The organism is Streptacidiphilus anmyonensis, from assembly GCF_000787855.1.
Lineage (GTDB): Bacteria > Actinomycetota > Actinomycetes > Streptomycetales > Streptomycetaceae > Streptacidiphilus > Streptacidiphilus anmyonensis.
In genome coordinates, this window is record NZ_BBPQ01000031.1 from 44,271 (window position 1) to 61,094 (window position 16,824).

General features: G+C 73.0%; 17 protein-coding genes. 3 read left to right on the top strand and 14 right to left on the bottom strand.

Translation table 11 applies throughout. The annotated features are described in order from the left end of the window. Nucleotides 1-40: 40 nt before the first annotated feature. The gene (locus TR50_RS24205) at nt 41-532 is read right to left on the bottom strand and encodes a hypothetical protein (protein WP_042425680.1); all 492 of its coding nucleotides are present in this window, start codon (nt 530-532) and stop codon (nt 41-43) included. Between the two features lie 255 nt (nt 533-787). Between TR50_RS24205 and TR50_RS24210 the strand changes: the two genes are divergently transcribed. Further along, on the top strand, nt 788-1,954 hold the full coding sequence (locus tag TR50_RS24210; protein ID WP_042425683.1) for a hypothetical protein: 1,167 nt from the start codon (nt 788-790) through the stop codon (nt 1,952-1,954). A 110-nt stretch (nt 1,955-2,064) separates the two neighbouring features. Here TR50_RS24210 and TR50_RS48070 read toward each other — a convergent pair whose 3' ends face one another. From TR50_RS48070 to TR50_RS24245, 7 genes are all read right to left on the bottom strand, one after another. Continuing rightward, nucleotides 2,065-2,508, bottom strand: a complete 444-nt coding sequence (locus TR50_RS48070; RefSeq protein ID WP_042425687.1) for a nuclear transport factor 2 family protein — start codon at nt 2,506-2,508, stop codon at nt 2,065-2,067. Between the two features lie 83 nt (nt 2,509-2,591). Further along, the gene (locus TR50_RS48075; protein ID WP_160311173.1) at nt 2,592-3,116 is read right to left on the bottom strand and encodes a hypothetical protein; all 525 of its coding nucleotides are present in this window, start codon (nt 3,114-3,116) and stop codon (nt 2,592-2,594) included. Between the two features lie 17 nt (nt 3,117-3,133). Next, nucleotides 3,134-3,511: a hypothetical protein gene (locus TR50_RS24225; protein ID WP_042425693.1), complete on the bottom strand. Its 378-nt coding sequence runs from the start codon at nt 3,509-3,511 to the stop codon at nt 3,134-3,136. Nucleotides 3,512-3,669: 158 nt separating this feature from the next. Continuing rightward, nucleotides 3,670-4,581 (bottom strand): class A beta-lactamase, encoded by a 912-nt coding sequence (gene bla, locus TR50_RS24230; protein ID WP_042425696.1) that lies wholly within the window; start codon nt 4,579-4,581, stop codon nt 3,670-3,672. Nucleotides 4,582-4,594: 13 nt separating this feature from the next. Next, a complete protein-coding gene (locus tag TR50_RS24235; RefSeq protein WP_042425699.1) occupies nt 4,595-5,500 on the bottom strand; it encodes a DUF2127 domain-containing protein in 906 nt (301 codons plus the stop codon). Nucleotides 5,501-5,632: 132 nt separating this feature from the next. Further along, nucleotides 5,633-6,172 carry a DUF4232 domain-containing protein gene (locus TR50_RS24240; RefSeq protein ID WP_052441289.1) on the bottom strand — a complete coding sequence of 180 codons (540 nt, stop codon included), beginning with the start codon at nt 6,170-6,172 and terminating at the stop codon, nt 5,633-5,635. Between the two features lie 156 nt (nt 6,173-6,328). Beyond that, a complete protein-coding gene (locus TR50_RS24245; RefSeq protein ID WP_236654571.1) occupies nt 6,329-6,574 on the bottom strand; it encodes a hypothetical protein in 246 nt (81 codons plus the stop codon). Between the two features lie 290 nt (nt 6,575-6,864). Between TR50_RS24245 and TR50_RS24250 the strand changes: the two genes are divergently transcribed. Beyond that, a complete protein-coding gene (locus TR50_RS24250; RefSeq protein ID WP_084700893.1) occupies nt 6,865-8,532 on the top strand; it encodes an MFS transporter in 1,668 nt (555 codons plus the stop codon). A 95-nt stretch (nt 8,533-8,627) separates the two neighbouring features. On the opposite strand, the gene TR50_RS24255 is transcribed toward TR50_RS24250, so the two are convergent. Continuing rightward, nucleotides 8,628-10,601, bottom strand: coding sequence for a S9 family peptidase (locus TR50_RS24255; protein WP_042425707.1), 1,974 nt, complete (start codon nt 10,599-10,601; stop codon nt 8,628-8,630). Between the two features lie 145 nt (nt 10,602-10,746). Beyond that, a complete protein-coding gene (locus tag TR50_RS24260; RefSeq protein ID WP_042425709.1) occupies nt 10,747-11,493 on the bottom strand; it encodes an SOS response-associated peptidase in 747 nt (248 codons plus the stop codon). Between the two features lie 103 nt (nt 11,494-11,596). Between TR50_RS24260 and TR50_RS24265 the strand changes: the two genes are divergently transcribed. Further along, nucleotides 11,597-11,974, top strand: coding sequence for a VOC family protein (locus TR50_RS24265; RefSeq protein WP_042425833.1), 378 nt, complete (start codon nt 11,597-11,599; stop codon nt 11,972-11,974). A 119-nt stretch (nt 11,975-12,093) separates the two neighbouring features. On the opposite strand, the gene TR50_RS24270 is transcribed toward TR50_RS24265, so the two are convergent. From TR50_RS24270 to TR50_RS45770, 4 genes are all read right to left on the bottom strand, one after another. Continuing rightward, nucleotides 12,094-12,855 carry an alpha/beta hydrolase gene (locus TR50_RS24270; RefSeq protein ID WP_084700895.1) on the bottom strand — a complete coding sequence of 254 codons (762 nt, stop codon included), beginning with the start codon at nt 12,853-12,855 and terminating at the stop codon, nt 12,094-12,096. Nucleotides 12,856-13,078: 223 nt separating this feature from the next. After that, nucleotides 13,079-14,800 carry a methyltransferase gene (locus tag TR50_RS24275; protein ID WP_042425716.1) on the bottom strand — a complete coding sequence of 574 codons (1,722 nt, stop codon included), beginning with the start codon at nt 14,798-14,800 and terminating at the stop codon, nt 13,079-13,081. Between the two features lie 89 nt (nt 14,801-14,889). Continuing rightward, the gene (locus TR50_RS24280) at nt 14,890-16,056 is read right to left on the bottom strand and encodes a 4-hydroxybenzoate 3-monooxygenase (protein WP_042425719.1); all 1,167 of its coding nucleotides are present in this window, start codon (nt 16,054-16,056) and stop codon (nt 14,890-14,892) included. A gap of 298 nt (nt 16,057-16,354) precedes the next feature. Then, entirely contained in the window at nt 16,355-16,771 is a 417-nt protein-coding gene (locus TR50_RS45770; protein ID WP_052441290.1) for a DUF1269 domain-containing protein, read from the bottom strand. Nucleotides 16,772-16,824 lie beyond the last annotated feature (53 nt).

Genomic DNA, 16,824 nt, shown 5'->3' on the forward strand with positions numbered 1-16,824 from the left:
CCCGGCGCGCGCCCTGGCGCGCCGGGGGCCTTCGGCGCGCTCAACGCGTGCGACAGCCGCCCCAGACCGCGGCCAGCGCCTGCGGGATCCCGCCGATGCAGCCGCCCGTCGCGGGGAAGCCCGCGCTGCCGAGGTACGTCCACGCCCCGGAGGGACCGAGACTGAAGTACTTGGGCACGCTGCCCTCGTCCTGGGAGGCCACCTTCTCCTGCTCGGTCGCGCCGCCGGTCGGCTCGAACCTGCTCGCCGCGTACGTGACGCCCCCGCACGCGCCGTAGAGGAAGCCGCCGGGGACGGGCTCGATGTGGACCAGCCGGCTCTCGGCCGCGTAGGCCCGGGTCACCTCGGCCCTGACGGCGGCGGTCACGACGAGGTTCCGGCACGCGGATCCGGCGGCGGCCGGGGCCGCGCTGCCGCGCGAGGGGGCCGGGGCGGCGCTGCCGCCGGAGGCGGTGGAGTGGCAGGCGCTCAGCGCCAGGGCGGCGCAGACGGCAAGGGTGAGCGAGGCGGCACGGCGCGCGGTGGCGTCCATGGTCGGTCCTTTCGGCAGGCGGAGCTGTCAGAGGCTGGGTCAGAGGCTGGGTGGTGGCGTGGAGCCGCACCGCTGACGGCCCTCACCCTCCTCACCCCGCCGGAGCGGCCCAGGTTGCACGGGAGCGAAAGTTCTTCGGGTACGACCCCAACGTTCCGCGCGGACCGTTCGTGTTCTGTCGATGAGGGGCCCGGTGATCGCCACGCGATCCGCCGGGTCGCCACTGACTGACGGACGAACACGAAGGAAGACAGCGTGAACTCTGATCGACTCGCCATCGGGCAGCCCCGCCGACGGACCGCGCGCCGCAGGGCGACCGTGGCCGCCGGGGTCACGATCGCCGTCGCGGGCGCGGGCGCGGCGCTGCCGAGCGCCATGGCCAGCGCCCAGCCGACGGCCCGCTCCGCCGCCGGGGCCTCGGGCGGCTCCGTCAGCGCCCGGCAGATGATCGGCCTGCTCACCCAGGTGCTGCCCGCCGAGGGCAGGAGCACCGACGGGACCGGCCGGGGCGTGCTGGACAAGGGTCTGCCGAGCCCTTACGGCGACGGTCTGTTCGAACCGACCGCCCGGGTCACCTACGACGACGGGCACGGGCCCGCGGGCATCTGGGTGGACGTCACCCGCTGGACGCGGCCCGACCCGCACCAGGCGCCGTTCACCTGCAAGACGACGGAGCCGACAGGCAGCAACCGGCACTGCACGGTGGCACACCTGCCCGGCGGCGCCGTGGTCAATCTGACCCAGCAGGACTTCCCGAACCCGCAGGGCGGCTCGGAGCGCATCTGGAACGCCACCTACGCCCGCCCGGACGGCGGCCGTGTGGTGGTGCAGGAGTCCAACTCCGTCTACGACAAGTCCCCGGCGACCCGCGTCAACCCGCCGCTGACGCTCGCGCAGCTCCGGGCCGCGGCCGCCAACCCGGTGTGGGCCCACGTGATCGACGCGATCCCGGCGTCCGGCTCGCAGCCCAGCAACCTCAACACCCCGTTCGGCCCGGACGGCATCGGCGCGATCTTCTACCGGCTGATCCCGGCCGGCTTCACCATCACGGGGGCCAAGGGGAGCATGTTCCCGGCTCCGGGCAACACGATGGTGCTCGCCGACGCCCACGGGCGGGGCAGTGTCTACAACACGGTCGAGAGCTCGAACTCCCCCACCGTGCTGGCGAGCCGCTTCCGCCAGCAGTACCCGCACGCGACGGCCCTGCCCGGCGGCGGCTGGCTCGGCGTCAAGGAGGCGCCTGGCCACGACAAGGGCACCGAGCAGTACTGGGTGGCCGTCCTGCGCGGCCACACCATCGTCACGGTCGTCGCCCTCAACAGCGTCGGCCCCTCCGGCGTCCGCACCCGCCCCACCCCGGTGCTCACCGTCGCCCAACTGACGGCCATCGCCGAAAGCCCCACCTGGAACGCCGCCGACTGACCCGTCGGCCCGCCCGGCCCAGCCGGCCACGGTCCTCCCTCCCGGGAGACGCACCGTGGCCGGCTGTGTTTGGACGACTTAACGCGCCAAACGGCCTCTACGAGTCGCCTTCAGTGGTCGCCGTCCAGCGCGGCCACCAGCTGCGGCAGGCCGCCGGAGGCGACGATGAGGGCGAGGTGGTCGTGGAAGTCCCGGCTGTGGACGATCAGGCCGTCACGGACGCGCATGACCTGGATGTTGGCGCACTCGAAGGTCCGTCCCGTCGCCTGGTGGTGCACCTGGTAGTCCCATTCGGCGACGACCACCTCCGGGTCGTCGGTCTCGCGGATCACCACGTTGAGCGGGGTCAGCTCCACGGGAGTGTGCGCCTCGACCTCCGCGAAGCGTTTCTCCAGGGCGGCCCGGCCCTCGATGCGGCGCGGCCCGACCGGCTCGAAGACGGTCTCCACCACGGCGTCCTCGGCGTACAGCCGGACGAGTTCCACGAACCGCCCCGCGCGGATGCCCTCCAGCAGCTGCTGGAAGACCTCGCGAGGCGACAGCGTTTCGGACATGATCGACCCCCATCGGAATCCGTCGCCAGCATCGGACTGGCGAGTGCTCCTTCGACGATACGGACCGAGCCCGACGCACCGGATCAGAGCGCGCGCAGGCGTTCGAGGACCCGTTCCAGGAGGGAGATGGGAACGCTCTCGGAGGGATGCGACGCGTGGACGTGCTCTCGGCGGGCGCGGCGCGGGAGGTGGCCCTGCGGGAGCAGGCCCGGCAGGTGGTGGAGGATGCGGCGTAGCTCGATCTGGGCCAGTGCCGGGTTGGCGTGCTCGCGCACCAGGGTGACCTGCGCGTACGCGTAGCGTCCGTCGGGCAGCTGCCCGGTCTGCTGGAGGATGGAGAAGGTCGCCCCCGTGATCATGATCTCTTCGGGTACGCCTCCCTCCTCGGCGCCGCGCCTGGCGTAGGCGAGCGGGGAGCGGGCCGAGGCGAGGGCGAAGCCCGCCGGCATGGCGGGGGTCTGCCCGGACAGCGGCTCCGGGTCGGACAGGTCGCCGAGGACGGCCCCCACCGCGCCGGGGATGCGCAGGGCGCATTCCAGGGCGTCGCCCATCGAGAGGATGGCGGCCGCCGTCGTTTCGGGCCGCCACAGCACTACCGAGGTTCCCACGAGCCTGCGGCCGGCGCTCAGAGGGCGAGCTCGTCCTCGATCTGGCGCAGCCGCAGCCGGGCCAAGGCCAGGTTGGCACGGCGGCGGTCCAGGGCCAGGTAGAGGAAGTGCCCCTCGCTGCCCTTCTGCGTGAGCGGGCGGATCAGGTGGTACTGCCCGGACAGGGTGATCAGGATGTCCTCGATGGCTTCGTGATGCAGGTTCAGCATCTCCATGGTCCGCAGCTTGGCCCGGACCACCTCGGTGTTGCCCGCGGCCGCGACGGTCAGGTCCAGTTCGGGACTGCTGCCCATCGTGCCGAGGGCCATGCCGCTGTTGTAGTCCACGAGTGCGACGCCGATGGCGCCCTCGATGGCCATGGCGTTCTTCAGGGCGATGTCGAGGCTAACTGCCATGCTTGCGACCCACTTCTGTCAGATCATGGACAAGTGACGGTGCATCAAGGTGATCACCTGTTCGGAAGTGTACGCGGCTGTGGCATATGCCAGGTAAATGTTGTCGAAAGACGTCCCCGACGCCTTCGTCCATGCTAGTCAACCGAGATGAGGGAACGTCACCCGAACGCCGTTGCCAACAGCTGCGCGGCCTGGGCGATCAGCGGCTCGTCCGCGGCAGCCGCGGCATCGCGCTTGGTGGACAGGACCGACATCACGACCGGCCCGCGTCGGAGCGGCCAGGCGATGCCCACGTCGTTGGTGGTGCCGTACTGACCGGTGCCGGTCTTGTCGGCGACGGTCCAGTCCTTGGGCAGTCCCGCCCGGAAGCGTTGGCCGCTGGTGGTGTTCGCCAGCAGCCAACCGGTCAGCCGCTCACGGTCGGCCGGGTCGAGCGCGTCGCCGAGGACGAGACGCGCGTAGGTCAGGCCCAGGGCGCGCGGGGTCGAGGTGTCGGTCACCCTTCCCGGCTCCGCCGAGTTGAGCGCGGGCTCCCAGCGGTCCAGCCGGGTGACCCGGTCCCCGACCGAACGGCAGAAGCGCGTCACCGCCTGCGGACCGCCGAGCTGACGCAGCAGCAGGTTCGCGGCGCCGTTGTCGCTGTAGTCCACGGCCGCCGCGCACAGGTCCGCGACCGTCATGCCGTGGGCGACGTTGTCCGGCAGGCCCGTGATCGGCGCGTAGCCCGACGCCGTGGCGTCCTGCTGGGTGTAGTGGACCACATGGGCGAGGAACTCCCCGTCGCGGTCGAGGTCGCGCAGCACCGCGGCCACGCCGATGGTCTTCCAGGTCGAGCACACCGCGAACAGCTCGTCCGCCCGGTACAGCACCGCCCTGCCCGTGCCCGGCTCGTACGCGAAGACCCCCAGCCGCGCGGAGTGCTCCTGTTCCAGGGCCCGCAACCGCCCGTGGAGCCCCGACGGGGCGCCTGTCTGCTGGGCGAACGCCCTTCCCTGCAGGGGAAGGGCGACGCCGAGGGCGGCGACGGCCGCCCCGGCCAGAACGCCGCGCCGACTCGGGAACACTGCCATGGATCTTCCTCTCTCAGGGGTGAGGAAAGGCGCGTTCCAGCGCCTCCCAGCTCATGTCCCGTTCCCGCTCGAGTCGTTCCGCGAGCGGCCCGCCGCGCAGGCCGAACAGGCGCTTGGCGTGCAGGAGGTAGGCGACGACGGCGATGTTGACGACCAGCGCGACGACCTTGAACACCGTGACGCGGCTGGTCAGCTCCCACACCTCGGGGACGAGCAGGATCGTGGTGGCGACGAACGTCAGGTACTCGGCCCAGCGGCGGGCCCGCCACAGGCCCACGGCCTCGACCCCCTCCAGCAGCGCGTAGGCGGCCAGGGCGGCGCCCAGCAGCCACAGCTTCGAGGACGACGCCTGGAACGCCTTCTCCAGTTCACCGGCGACGCCCGTGCCGGGCCGCGCGCCCACCCCGCCGACGCCGTTCTGCAGGGCGTCCACCACACGGTAGAACGGGCCGGACAGGCGCGCCCGGTCCGCGGTGAACGCGAACACCACGGCCGCGGCCGTACCCAGCAGCAGGAAGTGCAGCAGCCGGTCCAGCGCGATCAACCGCAGCACGTACCGGTCGCGCAGCGCGCGCCCGCGCTCCGGGATCACGAGGGAGGGTCCGCGTCCGGCCGGCGCGTCGCCACGTTCTTGCACGTGCCCGGGTCCCTGCGCCTGCTCCTGCTCCTGCCCTTGCGCGTGCCCCGGTCCCTGCGCGTGCGCCTGGCCCTGCTCCCCGGCCTGTCGCCGCTCCCGCTCCTGCGGGGCCCTCGACGGGATCCACACGTCGCAGCGCAGGCAGCGCCGCCAGCACAGGCCGTCCTCCGTCCGGCGGACGAGCTGCGGTCCGGCGTGCTCGTCGACGTCCGCCGGGGCTGCGAGGACGTGACCGCTCGACGCGCACGTGAGCAGTTCGAGGTTCAAGCGGTTCCGCGCCATGGTCTGTGCCCTTCGTCCGCGTCCCGGCTTCAGGGCCTCTACCCCCTCGGCCCTGCTCTCCCGCCTCGGCGCCGGGGAAATCCCCCGGTCGCCACCGGCTCTCGCACGGCGGCGACCGGGGTCAGGCCACCGTCACCCCCGCGGGAGCGGGCCGGCGGTGAGGGCGGTGACGTGCAGGGCGGAGTCGTCGATGGCGCCCGGCGCGAAGCGGAGCGTCACGTGGGTGCGCTGGTTGGGCGGGGTGACCTCCAGGTAGGAGGGCTTCACCGACTTGACCCCGTACGGGGCGTTCCAGGCGAGGTCGGCCCACGCGGACTGGCCCGGTCGCAGGGTGACGGTGTGTCGGCCGGGGTCGTGGACGAAGTAGGTCGAGCCCCAGACGACCTTGATCGGCAGTGTCCCGTGCTTGGCGTTGAGCAGCCCCAGGCCCGGGTAGCCGTAGACGGTGCAGGTCTGGTGCGAGGTGTTGGTGAAGACCAGGTCCTCGCCGAAGTTGCCCACGCCCGCCTGGTTGCCGTCCGGGTGCAGGGCGACCTTGAGGGCGGCCGTGGAGCAGCCGGCCGGGGTGCGCGAGCCCTGCGCGAAGGCGCTGCCGGAACCGGCGGCCACCAGCAGCGCGGCGCAGGCCGTCGCCGCCGCGGCGGCCGCCGTCTTCTTCATCCGCATCTTCATGCGTTCCTCTCTGTGGATCACATTCGATCACCGTGGATCGGCGGGAGAGACGACGCCGTCGGCGGCCAGGTTGTAAAGGAATGGAAAAATCGGGCTCCCCGCCGGCCCGAGGCCGACGGGGAGCCCGTTCGCGCAGTTCCGGTGAGCGGTTCTCGGCTAGCGGTTGCACACCTCGTGCGCGGGGACCCAGGTCCGGGCCCAGTAGCCCGGGTGCACCCTGCCGTGGCGGTCACGGTAGGCCGGGTGCCAGGTGCGCTCCCACTGCCCCCTCACCTCGTGGCAGCGCTGGTGGTGGTCCCCCGGCCCCGGGTGCGGCGCCGCGGAGGCGGTGCCCACCGCCGCGAGCACCGCTCCCCCGGCCAGCGCAAGCGCCGCCGACCCGAGCGCCACAACCTTCGTCACACGTCCACCGAACATGGCTGAGCCCCTCTCAACTGTGCTTTCCTCCCGGCTCCCTGGTGCTTCGGCCGGGCAGTGACAAGACTCCCCCGCCGACTGCGCATTGATCCCGGAACACCCCACACCGTGACAGAACCAGGAAAAACCCTAGATCGCACCGAAATGATCATTAAACCGGAAACTCGGACAAACGGGTTCCGGGTCGTGTCCGCGGCGCGCCGCAGGTTCGGCGCACGCCTGGCCAGCCTCGACGGGAGAATCGACCGGAACGGGACTTGGCCGAAGGGAAACCGATGGGGAATCAGGCGAGTCAGCAGCAGGGGCCTTCGTCGTGGGCGCCGATGGCGCTGCCGGCCTTCCGCCTGCTGTGGCTGGCGCAGATGGTCTCGAACATCGGCACCTGGATGCAGACGGTGGGCGCCCAGTGGATGCTCGTCCACCAGCCCCACGCGGCGCTCCTGACGTCCGCGGTGCAGGCGGCCAGCCTGCTGCCGGTGCTGTTCGTGTCCCTGCCGGCCGGCGTGCTCGCGGACCTGCTGGACCGCCGGCTCATCCTGCTGGCGCTGTCGACGGTCATGGCCGTGCTCGCGGGCGCGCTCGCGGGTCTGACGGGGGCGGGGCTGGCCACACCCACGGTCCTGCTGATCATCACCTTCCTGATGGGATGCGGTCAGGCCCTGACGAACCCCGCCTGGCAGGCGATCCAGCCGGAGCTGGTCCCCCGCGAGCTGCTCCCCCAGGCCGCCGCCCTCAACAGCCTCAACGTCAACGTCGCCCGCGCGGTCGGCCCCGCCCTGGCCGGGCTCCTCGTGGCGGTCACCGGACCCGCCGTGGTGTTCACGGTGAACGCCGTCAGCTTCGTCGTCGTCGCCGTGGCGGTCTACGCCTGGCACCGGCCCGTCCAGAAGTCCGCCCGCGCCGGCGGCGAGGCGCCGGTGCCCGCGCTCCAGGCCGGGGTCCGCTACGTGCGCCACGCCCCGGGCGTGCGGCGGATCCTGGTCCGGTCCGCGCTGTTCGTGCTGCCCGCCTCCGCGCTGTGGGCCCTGCTGCCGGTGACCGCCGGGCACAACCTGCACCTCGGCTCGGGTGGCTACGGCCTGCTCCTGGGCGCCCTGGGCCTCGGCGCCATCGCGGGCGCCCTGACGATCAAACAACTGCGGGCCGCCGTGCCCGAGAACCTCCTGCTCGCCCTGGGCGGCGTCGTGTTCGCGGGCGGCACCGTCGCCAGCGCGACCCTGCACAGCCTCGCCGCGCTCACGGTCGTCCTGCTGCCCACCGGCGCGGCCTGGCTGGTCAACCTGTCGACCTTCAACACCGAGATGCAGCTGCGGCTGCCCGCATGGGTGCGGGCCCGCGGGCTCGCCGTCTACCTCGTCGTCTTCATGGGCGGCCAGGGCATCGGCTCGCTGCTGTGGGGCGCCGTGGCCGGCGCCGCCGGACTCACCCAGGCCCTGCTCGCCGCCGCCGCGCTGCTGGTGGCCACCACCGCCACCCTGCTGTGGTGGCCGATCATCCGGACCTCGACGCCGCTCGACCGCACGACCGTGTCCACCTGGCCCGAGCCGGCGCTGATGCTGGACTCGGTGCCGGACGACATGCCGGTGCTGGTCCTGGTGGACTACACCGTGGCCGCCGACGACGTCGACGCCTTCGTCGCCGCGATGCGCCCGGTCGAGCAGTCCCGCAGGCGCACCGGCGCGGTGCGGTGGGAGCTGTACCGCGACAGCGCGGATCCCGAGCACTTCACCGAGGTCTTCCAGGTCGCCTCCTGGTCCGAGCACCTGCTCCAGCACTCGGCCCGCACCACCGGCTTCGACCAGCGGCTCCTCGACGACGCGCGCTCCCTCACCCAGGGCCGGCCCCGGGTCCGCCACCTCCTCCCCACGGCGAGCCGCCCCACCGGCGACGGCACCGGGCCCGGCGGCAGCGCCGGCACCGGCGACGAGGTTCCACAAGGCTGAGCGGCTCCCGGGCACGCCCGTGGACGGGTGGACCCGGGCTCGCAGGAGTCCCCCGATCGGTCACGCCTCGGTGCACGCCCGGTGCACGCCCCGGCTCAGGCGTGCAGCCAGCGGTCGAACCAGGCCCGGATGCGCCGCAGGGCGTCGAGTTGGTGCGCGCGCTCGTTGAGCCCGTGGCCCTCACGGGGGTAGACGACGAACTCGTGCTCGACCCCGAAGTGGCGCAGGGCACGATGGAAGTGGATCGCCTGACCGAGCGGGACGTTGGTGTCCTCCTCGCCGTGCAGGATCAGCACCGGGGTGCGGATCCTGGAGGCGTAGGAGATCGGGCTGTGCCGGTCGTGGACGTGTGGTCCCGGGCCGTCCCAGCCGCTGCTGCCGCCGAGCGCGGCGTCGAGGATCCCCCAGTCGCCGGTCCCGGCCTGCATGCCCCAGTCGCTGATGCCCGCGCCCATCATGGCGGCCTTGAACCGGTCCGTGCGGCCGATCGCCCAGGCCGCCATGAAGCCCCCGTGGCTCCAGCCGGAGATCCCCAGCCGCTCGGGGTCGGCGACACCCTGGGCCACCAGCAGGTCGATGCCGCTGAGGATGTCGGTCCACTCGTCGCCGCCGACCGCGCCCACGGCCATGGCGGCGAAGGCGTGGCCGTGGCCCGAGCCGCCACGGGGGTTGGGCAGGAAGACCGCGTACCCGGCGGTCGCCAGCCACTGGCCGCAGTCGACCGCGTTGAGGGCGAACTCGTCGGTGTGGCGGAAGTAGGGGCCGCCGTGGACCAGGGTGACCAGCGGGAACGGACCCTCCTCCCGGGTCCGGCCGGCCGGCAGGATCAGCAGGCCGTCCAACTGGAGCCCGTCGGACGCCTGGTAGCCGAGGCGCTCCTGGACACCCCAGCGGATCCCGCGCAGTTCCGGCCTGGTGTCGCTGAGCCGGACCAGTGGCCCGCCGGTGGGTCCCGCGTGGACGTTCCTCGGCTCGTACGCCGTGCTCGCCAGCAGGGCGACGGTCTGTCCGGCGCGGCTCGCGGTGAGCCCGGCGAGCATGCCGGGGGCGCAGGACACCTGCTGGAACCGCAGGGACTCCGGGTGGAGCCGGTACAGCGCGGTGTCCAGTCCGTCGGCGAACAGCGCGAGCGGGGGCCCGTCGGCGACCTGCGCCAGCTCGGCCGGGCTGACGGACATGCCGGCGGTGAGGTTGCGGTGTTCGACGGCCGGACCGGCCGACGGCGGGACGGTGTCGACCACGGCGAGCTCGCCGATCAGGTCCCCGGGGGTCACGGCCAGGTGGGCCAGGTGCCAGACGCCGTCGTGCTGCCACCAGACGGGGGACTGCGCCTCCGCTCCGACCGGGCCCAGATCCTGGACGGCCGCCGTTCCCGGGTCGACCAGATGCAGCTCCGCCGTCAGGACGCCCGGGTCGAGCTCAGGGGTGGACCAGCTGAGCACCGCCAGCGGGCTGCCGTCCGGACGCGGGACCAAGTCGACCACGTGCCGGTCACCGAGGCCGTCCACGGTGCGCAGCGCGCCGGTCTCCACGTCGAGCAGGCGCAGCCGGGTGACGGGGAGGTGCCGGCCCCAGACCTTGGCGTCGTCGCGTTCGGCTTCCCGGCGTTCGTCCTCGGCGGTGGGCTCGTCCTCCGCGAGCAGGGCGACGGTGCGGCCGTCGAACAGCGGGCAGTGGTCGGACACGCCGACGCGCCACCTGGTCAGGGCTTCGGCCTTGGCGATGTCCTCGCTGCCGTCGAGACGGATCCGCTGGAGTTGGGGGGTGCCCGGCTCCTCTCGGTCGGAGGTGAAGTAGAGGGAGGCCGAGTCCGGCGCCCACTTCGGGGCGAGGTCGCGGGCCGTGCCGTCGGTCAGCCTGCGCGGGGAGGTGCTGCCGTCGGCGGCGGCGACCCAGAGGGAGCCGTGCGGACGCCCGTCCTTTCCGCCGTTCGCGACCACTCCGTAGGCCACCAGGCGGCCGTCCGGCGAGACGGCCGGCGCCGCGGCGACGGCGACGTCCACCACCAGTTCGGCGGTGAGCGGGACGTCGGTCGGTTCGGGAGTCGGCTGCGGTCCGGGGTGCGGCATGCGGGCTGCCTTTCGCTCGTCAGTACGGCAAGCGGACATCCTGTCGCACCATCAGGTCGGCGTCAGCCGGATTCCGGGAAACAGGCCGCATGCGAACCTGACCCGGACGCCCCGCGTCCATCGATCACGACTCGGGACGCACGCCCTACGCGGTCGGCCCCGGCTGGTCCGGCGGGTCGAGGAGGTGGGGGCCGTTGTTGCGGACGTTGTTGACGGCCAGGGAGACCTGGCGGACGCCGAGGTGGCCGGCGGCGGGCTCGGTGAGCAGGGCGCGCAGTTCGTCCGGGTCCTGGTGGGCGGGGTCGAGCCAGGCCTCGAAGTCGGCGGGGGCGATGGCGAGCGGCATGCGCGGGTGCACCCGGCCGGCGGCGTCGGTGGCCTCGGTCGTGATGATCGTGCAGGTCGCCCACCAGGCCAGCGGGTCGTCATCGTCCCGGGACTTGTCCCGCCACCACTCGTACAGGCCCGCCATCGCCATCGGCGCGCCGTCCTCCGGTGCGACGTACCACGGCTGCTTGTACGTCTTGCGGTCGGCGGTCGCGGGCACCGCGGTCCACTCGTAGTAGCCGTCGGCGGGCAGCAGGCAGCGCCGCTTGGCGAAGGCCCGGCGGTAGGCGGGCTTCTCGTGGACGGTCTCCAGCCGCGCGTTGATCATCCGGGACCCGACCGTCAGGTCCTTCGCCCAGGACGGGACCAGCCCCCACCGCAGCGCCCGCAGCTCGCGCCCCAGTTCACCGGTCTCCCGGTCGGCCCGCTCCAGCACCGCCCAGACGTCGTCGGTGGGCGCGACGTTCCACGACGGAGCCAGCGCCTCGGTCGGGTTCCACCGGTCGACCTGGAACGCCTCGACCAGGTCCTCGGGCTTTCGGGACGATGCATAGCGACCGCACATACCGCCAGCTTGCCACGCCCCGCGCCCCGGCCGGCAGCACGCCCCGCGTCGGACCGCGCAACGGCCGTGGACCGTGACGGAGCCCCGTGAGATGCTGCCCGTCATGATCGCGAAGCTTCAGTGTGTCGTCCTGGACTGTGCCGATGTCGCTCAGCTGTCCCGGTTCTACCAGTCGCTTCTCGGTGGCGAGGTGAACCGGCCCGATCCACGGTGGTCGCTCGGCGCGCACTGGGCGACCCTCCACAGCGGCAACGGGTTCGTGCTCGCGTTCCAGCGCGTGGAGGACCACCGGCCGCCTCAGTGGCCGAGCCCCGACCGCCCCCAGCAGTTCCACCTCGACCTCGGGGTCGAGGATCTGGACCAGGCTCAGGAGGACGTCCTCGCGCGGGGCGCCACCCTGCTCGACGACGGCGACGGCAAGCGCAGTTGGCGCATCTTCGCCGACCCCGCAGGGCACCCGTTCTGCCTGGTCCGGGACTGACCGCAGGCATCGCCGCACCGGCCCCCGACATCCGGCCTCCGGTCTGCGGTGTGCTGCGGTGTGCGGTGTGCCGCGGTGTGCGACCTCCGGCCACCGGCCTCCGGTCTCGACCGGAGGGATCAGGATCGGCGGTCGGAGTCCCGGGCGGCGGTTCCGGCGGCGCGCGCGAGCAGGCCGGCGGTGAGCGAACCCGCCTCGACGGCGTGGTCGGCGGTGCTCGGCAGGCAGCGCTCGCGCTCCGGGACGAACTCGGTCATCACCACGCCCGCGTGATCGGTGGCGACCTCGTGGAGCGACACCGGCCAGCCGTGCTCCTCCAGGGCCGTGCGCAGCGCGCGTGAGCGTTCGACGTCCACCACGGGATCGGCGGTGCCGTGCACCAGCCACACCGGCACGGGCGCCAGCAGGCCGCCGCCCGTGCGGAGGTCGTCGATCGGGACGGTGCCGGTGCTCGGCGCCGCCGATGCGTACGCACCGGCGATGCCCACGACGGCCTGCGGCCTCCAGTCGCCGAACGCGACGGGGTTCACAGCCACGGCCACCGCGGCCTTGGCGCCGAGCGACCAACCGGCGAGCGCGATCCGCTCGGGGTCCCCGCCGAGGTCGGTCACGTTCTCCCGGGCGAAGAGGGCCGACTCCTTCAGGTGCGTCCGGCCTCCGTCCGGAGCGTCGGGCCGCCAGTCCGGCACCAGGACGACGACGCCCGACTCCGCGACGGCGCGGGCGACCGGCTCGAGGACGTCCCGTTCGTCGGGGCCCCGGCCGTGCCAGAGCAGCACCGCGGGCGCGATCTCCGACGCGCCCGCGGGCCGGTAGACGTCCATCAGCTGGCCACCGGCCCCGTACCTGTGCGTCGTCTTGACGACTGCCTCTGCGACCACCGCGACACCCCCCGCTCGCATGTTTCGAACCACAGCACGCTATCAACGGCCGCCAGGAAGCAGGACCGGGGCGGCTCACCCGGGCCGCTCGACCAGGAGCCCCGCACCGGCACGGCGGCGTCTTGCCTTGCTGCCCTGTCGCCACGGCGAGACGGGGACATCGCGACATCGCGACAAGGCGGTGGACCGGCCGGGTTATCGCGGGGCTGGGTCGGACTGAGCGTCAGACCGTGGCCCTGCGGGAGTGCAGCACACTGCCGTCGAGGGGAAGCGGCGCGTGGCCGACGAGGGCGAGGCCGGCGTCGGCGAGCAGGCGTGCGTAGTGGTCGGCGCGGCGCTCGCGCCCGCCGACGTTGCACATCATGTGGAGGTCCCATGCCGTGGCCAGCGAGGGCGTGCCGTCGGCGGGCAGGACGCGCTCGACGATGAGCAGGTCGGCGTCCTCGTGCATGGCGCGGGCGCAGTGGCGCAGGATCTCACGGCAGCGCTCGTCGTCCCAGTCGTGCAGGATGCGGGAGAGGACGTACACGTCCCCGCCTGACGGCACGTCGGCGAAGTCGCCGACCCGGTAGGTGCAGCGTGCGCCGCAGCCGGCCGCGTCGAGCGCGCGGCGCGCGGCCTCGACGGCGTGCGGGCGTTCCAGCAGGACGCCGCGCAGTCGCGGGTGCGCGGTCAGCAGCCGCGCCAGGAGTTCGCCGTTGCCGCCCGCGACGTCGACGACCGTGCGGACCGTGCCTGCGGCGGCGTCGCCGCCGGTGCCCGCGCCGCCGGTGCCTGCGGCGGCGGTGACGACCGGGTGCGTGGCGAGCGGCTCGAACAGGCGCGAGCTCGCGGCCATCGACCGGTCGAACAGCTCCGCCAGTTCCGGGTCGCGGGCGAAGTGGTCGAAGTGGTTCTCGCCGTAGACGTGCTCGAAGGCGACCTCGCCGGTGCGCACGGTGTGTTCCAACGCCCCGAAGGACCGGTAGAACGGCCCCCCGTAGAGCAGGGCGAGCGGCCGCATGGAGCCCACTGCGTCGGCGCGCAGCAGCGCGCCGAGCGTGGTGAGCCGGAAGCCGTCGCGTCCCTCGGTCACCACGTCCAGCATCGCCAGATAGCGCAGGAGCCGTGCCAGGTGCTCCGGTTGGGCGCCGACCGCCGCAGCCAGCGTGTCCGCGGGGGTGCCCGTCCCGGTGTCCATGGCGTCGGGCGCCCGCAGCTGGGCGAAGGCGGCCAGGGCCTGCGTGGTCCAGGCTCCGGTCATCAGGCGCAGGAGCGTTTCAGCGGGCTGCCGCATGCGGTGTTCGTCCAGGTGCGCCGCCAGGACGTCCCGGTGGTCGCCGGGGGCGTACAGCTCGACGCGTCCGTATCCGGCCTTGGAGTCGGCGGGCGCGGTGAAGTAGAAGACGGTGCCGTCCTCGTGGGGGTTGTAGCCGCCGCCGTCGGCCGCCGCGCCGTGCCGCGCGAGGATCGCTCGCATGCCGTGCAGCACCAGCGGGTCGGGGCGCTCGACCTCGAAGGCCAGGTGCGCCTCGTGCTGCCGCACGCGCTCGTGGTCGGCGATCGACGCGAGCACGGAACCGGCCGGCACCGTCAGCGCGAACACCTCCACCGACCGGCGCTCCCCCTGCGGTCCCGGCACGCCCGGGTGGAGGATGCGGACGTCCAGCTCGGCGGGGCTGCGCCCGTGCCGGGCGGCGAGCCGCTCGCGGACGACCACGCTCGGGCGCGCCTCCGTGTCCGCGTCCAGTCCGCAGCGGGCCAGTTGCTCGCGCAGCGCGTCCGCCGAGTCGGGGAAGACGAGGACCGCAGCGTGCGAGAAGCGGCAGCGGTCCGCGAGCGCCCGCTGCTCCAGGGCGTCGACGCCGGGCAGCAGCAGCGCCAGCAGGGCGCTGGTGTCCTGCTCCTTGACGAAGTCGACCGCCGCGCGCAGGCGGGCCGTGTCGGTCGGGATCGGCGTGGTCATCACGGGGGCGGCCTCGTCTTCGTCGGCTTCGAGAGCGGGAGCGGGGGCAGGAGTGTGGGGGTGGGCGTGGGAGGTGGTGCGGAGGGTCGTCATACGCCGACGTAGCCCTCGGCGAACCACTGCTGGTGGGTGCGCGAGGTGCGCAGCAGTTCGAGGCGTGAGCGGCGCAGCGCGTCGTGGAACAACGTTTCGCCGCCGACCGGTCCGGGTGGGCTGTGCAGGAGTTGGATCATCCAGTGCGAGAACTCCTGGGCCCGCCAGATGTGGTCCAGGCACCGCGCGGAGTACCGGTCGAGCCCCGCGGGGTCGCCGTGCGCGAGGTCGTCGACGAGGGCGCGCGCGAGGATCTCCGCCTCCAGCACCGCGAGGTTGGCGCCCTTGGCCGCCGACGGGCTGATCAGGCTCGCGGCGTCGCCGACGAGGAAGAGCGAACCGTGGCGCAGCGGTTCGAGCACGTCGGACTCCAGGTCGACGACGCTCTGTTGGACGATCCGGCCCCCGCGCAGCGGACCGTAGTCCGCGGCGTGCATCCGCAGCGCGAGCTCGTCCCAGATGCGCTGCTCGGACCAGGCACCGGCCGGTTCGCCGCGTTCGACCTGCACGTAGTAGCGGGTGACCTCGGGTGTGCGCGCCATGTGCCCGGCGAAGCCCCGGCGGTGCACGGCGTATCCGACGGCGTCGAGGCTCGGCGGCGCCTCGGCGAGCAACCCGAGCCAGGAGACGCCGTGGTCGCGGCGGTGGCGGACCACCCCGGCCGGCAGCGAACGCCGCGCCGCCCCGTGCCGCCCGTCGCACCCGGCGACGTAGCGGCCCTGCCAGTGCCCCTGCCGCCCGTCCGCCGTGCGCACGGCGACGGACGGCCGGGCACCGTCCGCGTCGAGGACCGCGAGGGCCTCGGTCTCGAAACTCAGTCGGCCGCCCGCGTCGAGATAGTGCGTCAGCAGGTCGGTCACCAGTTCCTGCTGCGGATAGACCGTGTGGGGCCCGCAGGGGCCGAGGCTTCCGTAGTCCAGCCGGAACCGGCCGTCCTCGGTCCGGAACTCGCAGACGGCATGCGGCTGGCCGTTCCTGCGCAGCCCCGCGGCCAGGCCGTTCTCCTCCAGGATCCGCACGGTGTTCGCGGCGAGGTACCCGGCGCGCGCCCTGCTCTGCACGTGCGCGCGGTCGGCCCGTTCCAGGACGACGCAGTCGATCCCACCGGCCTGGAGCAGATTCCCCAGCACCAGGCCGGCCGGCCCCGCGCCGAGGATCACCACGTCCGCGGTGCCGTCGGCGGTCGCGGCGTCGGCAGCGGTAGCAGCGGCGTCACGGTCGTGGGCGACTAATTGCGATCTCTGACTTTCTGACATGAAAGTGGATCATAAGTGGCGCAATCTTGCAGAATTGTCGAGATTCACCCGTATGCACCCATGACGTGATGAAGCCCGCCGCGCGATCGAGCGCGACCGCGTGGACTCCCGTCGCCGTCGAGCTCTGGTGCGATGCCCCGCTCGAGAGCGCGCGCACGCGCTGCGGAGCCCGCCACCCGATCCGCGACGGCCTGGAGACCGGCCCTCAGCCCCCACCGGACGATTCGCCGAAGACAGCCCTGAGCTGGTCCTCCTCCTTGACGGACAGGTCGGAGCGCATCAACTCCATGGCGTGTCCTTCGAACGCCTGCGCAACCGCGTCGATCTCGGCATCAGCGCTCAAGAGCACCAGCGCCGAGCTCCCCGGTGTCATGTCACGCTTCACCGACTCCAGCATCGAGCCGTCGATGCCGGCCTTGCTCAGCTTCTTCGCGAGCGACGAAGCCTTGCTGCCCTCGTCGGTCACATGCTCCTGCACCTGGGGTGCCGCCGCGTACATCGGCCAGCGCAGCACCGCGACATCGCGCACGTCGATGACCTCCTGGCCGCCGAGCTGCTTGAGTCTGAGGACCGCGTCATCGGCCTCTTCCGTCCCACGGAACCGCCATGCCGTCGTTGACATCGATGCACTCCTTCCGACAGGTGTGGCAGCACCCGCTGGAGGCACACGGATCA

What these genes read in the sequence shown, in the direction of transcription:
- TR50_RS24250 (WP_084700893.1), top strand. Translation starts at nt 6,865, where the DNA reads ATGGGGAATCAGGCGAGTCAGCAGCAGGGGCCTTCGTCGTGGGCGCCG.
- TR50_RS24275 (WP_042425716.1), bottom strand. Translation starts at nt 14,800, where the DNA reads ATGACCACGCCGATCCCGACCGACACGGCCCGCCTGCGCGCGGCGGTC.
- TR50_RS24225 (WP_042425693.1), bottom strand. Translation starts at nt 3,511, where the DNA reads ATGGCAGTTAGCCTCGACATCGCCCTGAAGAACGCCATGGCCATCGAG.
- TR50_RS24240 (WP_052441289.1), bottom strand. Translation starts at nt 6,172, where the DNA reads ATGAAGATGCGGATGAAGAAGACGGCGGCCGCCGCGGCGGCGACGGCC.
- TR50_RS24235 (WP_042425699.1), bottom strand. Translation starts at nt 5,500, where the DNA reads ATGGCGCGGAACCGCTTGAACCTCGAACTGCTCACGTGCGCGTCGAGC.
- TR50_RS24205 (WP_042425680.1), bottom strand. Translation starts at nt 532, where the DNA reads ATGGACGCCACCGCGCGCCGTGCCGCCTCGCTCACCCTTGCCGTCTGC.
- TR50_RS24260 (WP_042425709.1), bottom strand. Translation starts at nt 11,493, where the DNA reads ATGTGCGGTCGCTATGCATCGTCCCGAAAGCCCGAGGACCTGGTCGAG.
- TR50_RS45770 (WP_052441290.1), bottom strand. Translation starts at nt 16,771, where the DNA reads ATGTCAACGACGGCATGGCGGTTCCGTGGGACGGAAGAGGCCGATGAC.
- TR50_RS24265 (WP_042425833.1), top strand. Translation starts at nt 11,597, where the DNA reads ATGATCGCGAAGCTTCAGTGTGTCGTCCTGGACTGTGCCGATGTCGCT.
- TR50_RS24255 (WP_042425707.1), bottom strand. Translation starts at nt 10,601, where the DNA reads ATGCCGCACCCCGGACCGCAGCCGACTCCCGAACCGACCGACGTCCCG.
- bla (WP_042425696.1), bottom strand. Translation starts at nt 4,581, where the DNA reads ATGGCAGTGTTCCCGAGTCGGCGCGGCGTTCTGGCCGGGGCGGCCGTC.
- TR50_RS48070 (WP_042425687.1), bottom strand. Translation starts at nt 2,508, where the DNA reads ATGTCCGAAACGCTGTCGCCTCGCGAGGTCTTCCAGCAGCTGCTGGAG.